The organism is Luteibacter sp. P1_D3 (assembly GCF_056406135.1).
In genome coordinates this window covers 1-2,953 of the sequence record NZ_JBFUAT010000080.1, presented here as the reverse complement: position 1 = coordinate 2,953, position 2,953 = coordinate 1, and the positions used below count along the sequence as shown (strand labels likewise).

The 2,953-nt window shown below is 67.2% G+C and carries 3 protein-coding genes and 1 pseudogene; 2 read left to right on the top strand and 2 right to left on the bottom strand.

The features are described from left to right. Both AC1DYM_RS22845 and AC1DYM_RS22840 read left to right on the top strand, forming a co-directional pair. A pseudogene (locus tag AC1DYM_RS22845) lies at positions 1-375 on the top strand (hypothetical protein); the annotation flags it as partial. Next, positions 372-1,715 carry an amidase gene (locus tag AC1DYM_RS22840; protein WP_477342320.1) on the top strand — a complete coding sequence of 448 codons (1,344 nt, stop codon included), beginning with the start codon at positions 372-374 and terminating at the stop codon, positions 1,713-1,715. The pseudogene AC1DYM_RS22845 and the gene AC1DYM_RS22840, both read left to right, overlap by 4 nt. 1 nt (position 1,716) lies before the next feature. On the opposite strand, the gene AC1DYM_RS22835 is transcribed toward AC1DYM_RS22840, so the two are convergent. Beyond that, positions 1,717-2,601: a hypothetical protein gene (locus AC1DYM_RS22835; RefSeq protein WP_477342318.1), complete on the bottom strand. Its 885-nt coding sequence runs from the start codon at positions 2,599-2,601 to the stop codon at positions 1,717-1,719. Further along, a partial coding sequence (locus AC1DYM_RS22830) for a GNAT family N-acetyltransferase (protein ID WP_477342316.1) occupies positions 2,594-2,953 on the bottom strand: 360 nt, incomplete at its 5' end. The genes AC1DYM_RS22835 and AC1DYM_RS22830, both read right to left, overlap by 8 nt.

The window sequence follows — 2,953 nt, the reverse complement described above, 5'->3', positions numbered from 1 at the left end:
GAATGCATCATGCCGGGCGTGCACGACTACACGAACTACCTCAAGCGCGGTTACGGCCGGGCGACCTTCCATTCGAGCGTCGACGTGCGCGCCGGCCTGCTGAGCCGCGACGAGGCCTGGCAGCTGATTCGGGACAACGACGGCGTGCGCCCCGAGGGCCTCGACTATTACCTGAAGATCACCGGTATGACCGAAGGGGAGTTCCATGCCACGATGGAAGGCCACCGTCGGCCCGAAATGAAAAATGTGGTGATCCCTATTTACCCGAAGCCGGCGCCGAACGAAGAAAAACTCGTGCCGCATCCGCAGCAGCTGATAGCGCGCGTGCAGGCCGATACCGGTGCGCCAGCGGCTGACGACGAGGCCGCCGCATGAGCGGCCGCTTGCCCAGCATCGCCGCGATCCTGCAGGGTTACCGCGACGGCAGCCTGACACCGCTCGACGTCGCGCGCCATTACATCGAGGTCTACACCGCGCAGGAGCCGCGCTACCACGCCTGGGAATGCTTCGACCCTGAGTTGTTCCTGACGGCCGCCCGTGCCGCGACCGAGCGCCTGCACGCGGGCGAGGCGCCGCGCGCGCTCGAAGGCATCCCGTTCGCGGTCAAGGACATCTTCAACACGGCCGACTTCCCGACCCAGATGGGTAGCGAACTTTGGCGCGGGTTCACCMCTGGCAATGATGCGCGCGTGCTTTACGACATCAAGCGCCTCGGCGCGATCGTGCCCGGCAAGACCGTGACGGCCGAGTTCGCCGTGCATTCGCTCGGCAAGACCATCAACCCGCACGCGGCTGACCGCACGCCGGGCACCTCCTCGAGCGGCTCGGCAGTCGCGGTCGCCACTGGCATGGCACCGGTCGCTCTCGGCACGCAGACTGCCGGCTCGATCATCCGACCCGCGAGCTTCTGCGGTATCTGGGGCTGCAAGCCCTCGTTCGGGCTGGTACCGCGCACAGGTACCCTCAAAACCACCGATAGCCTAGACAGCATCGGTTTCTTCGTCAACCACGCAGCCGACCTCGAACCGGTATTCGAGGCGCTGCGCGTGCATGGTCGCAACTTTCCAATCAGCGATGCGGCGCTCAGCGACGTGGCGCGTCAGGCGGCGCCCGTCGGCCGGCCCTGGCGGATCGCTGTGGTGCGCCCGCATGTCTGGCGTCACGCGCCAGCCTACGCGACGAAGGCGTTTGACGCTTGGTGCTCGCGCCTGGCCCGCAACCCGCGCTTCGAGCTGTGCGAGGCGGCGCTGCCGCCGTCGATGCTGCGTTCGCATATCGTGCACGAGACGATCTACAACAAGGCGCTGGCCTACTATTTCCAGGAAGAGTTCAAGCGCGCCGAGCTGATTTCGCCTGTGATGAACCGCCTCATCACGGCCGGCCAGCTCGTGACGCCGGCCGAATACCAGGCAGCGCTCGACGAGCAGGTCGCGATGGCGCGCGACATGGACGCCTTCTTCGCCGATGCCGACGTGATCGTCACGCTCAGCACGGCCGGCGTGGCGCCGCCGCGCGATCAGGAAGAGGCGCCCGATTCGGCGCTCATGTGGACCCTGACGCAGCTTGCGGCCGTCAGCGCGCCGGTGTTTTCGTCGCCCGAGGGTCTGCCATTCGGGTTGCAACTGGTGGCGCGCCGGTACAACGACCCCCTGCTGTTCCGCTTTATCGCTGAAGCCGGTACGCATGGGCTGCTGACGCCGACCGCGCCGGTCTAATCTAGAGCGCGACGAGCTCGCGCATGTGGCACAGGCCGGCCTGCGGTAGCCTACAGGGTGGCGCTTCCGGCGGCAGAGTCGACAGAGTCCTGCGCCCGGCGGCCAGCGCAATCACCAGCGCCGTGCTTTCACAGCCAACCACCCATTCAGCGCGGCTGATGGCCTCTGCGAGGTTGGGCGCATCGTCGAGTGCGACGTCCAGGCCATTCTGGCGTGTCAGCCAGGCGTCGTATTTACCGGCTTCGTCGGACGGGTGCGGACGCAGCCGAATCGACCAGTCACGCCGCGCGCCGAGCCGCGCCAGATTTGTGACGAAATAATCGAGCGCCTCGAATTCACCGGGCTGAGCCAGGCCAGGCCAGCTATAACGCAGAGGCTCGAGCACATAGAGGATGCGACCGGCCTGCGTCGGTGCCGGCGCAGCGATCGCCGCGACCTGATCACGCAGATAAAGGTTCTCGACCTGCCGCAGGGGCATGCCGGGGAATGTGCTGGCGGCGATCGCCAGCGCGTCGGCGTCGGCGACCCAGATCTCGTCGGGCAGCACCCGCTCGCCGGCACGTTCGAAACGCGCCGCGTAGTTTACCCAGTGGTCGATCAGCGCGACGCTCTGCAGGCCTAAGGAGCGCGCACGTCGCCGTGCCTCATGTTCGAGATCGCTGGCCCAGCCTGTGCCACTGAGCAGCGAGCCGGCACTGGCGAGCGCGCTGTCGAGCTCGAGCGGCTGCAGCGGCGCCAAGCCGCTGGCGCGCCAGATCGCGGCGGCCGGCCCTTGCATCACAGGCAACCAGACCTTTTGGGTTTCGACTCGCAGCGCCGCGACGATGATGTTGGCGGCGCCCGCGTCGTGACACACCACGGCGACCGGAGCGGGCAGCTCAAGCATCGCCGAAACGCGCGAAATAAAGGATGTCCTGGGCTGCGCCGTCCACGATCTCCTGGCCGCGACGTACGCCGTCGGGCTGCATGCCGGAGCCGTGCATTAGGCGCAGCATCGGCGTGTTGCAGCCCAGCGTGCCGGCCGTGACCTTGCGCAGGCCGCGTGCCTCGAGCAGCCAGGTCATCAGGGTCGACCAGGCGTCAAAGCCGAAACCGCGGCCGCGCGCGGCGGGCGCCCCGATCATGATGCCCATGTCGGCGGTGCCGTGCTGGGACGCGACATAAGCCGTCATGGTGCCCAGCAGGCGCTCGTCGACCCGATCGCACACGCCGAAAAAAAAGTTCGGCGAGTCCTCAAA

Bases quoted from the DNA above. Each gene is read 5' to 3' on its own strand.
- AC1DYM_RS22835 (WP_477342318.1), bottom strand. From the start codon at position 2,601: ATGCTTGAGCTGCCCGCTCCGGTCGCCGTGGTGTGTCACGACGCGGGC.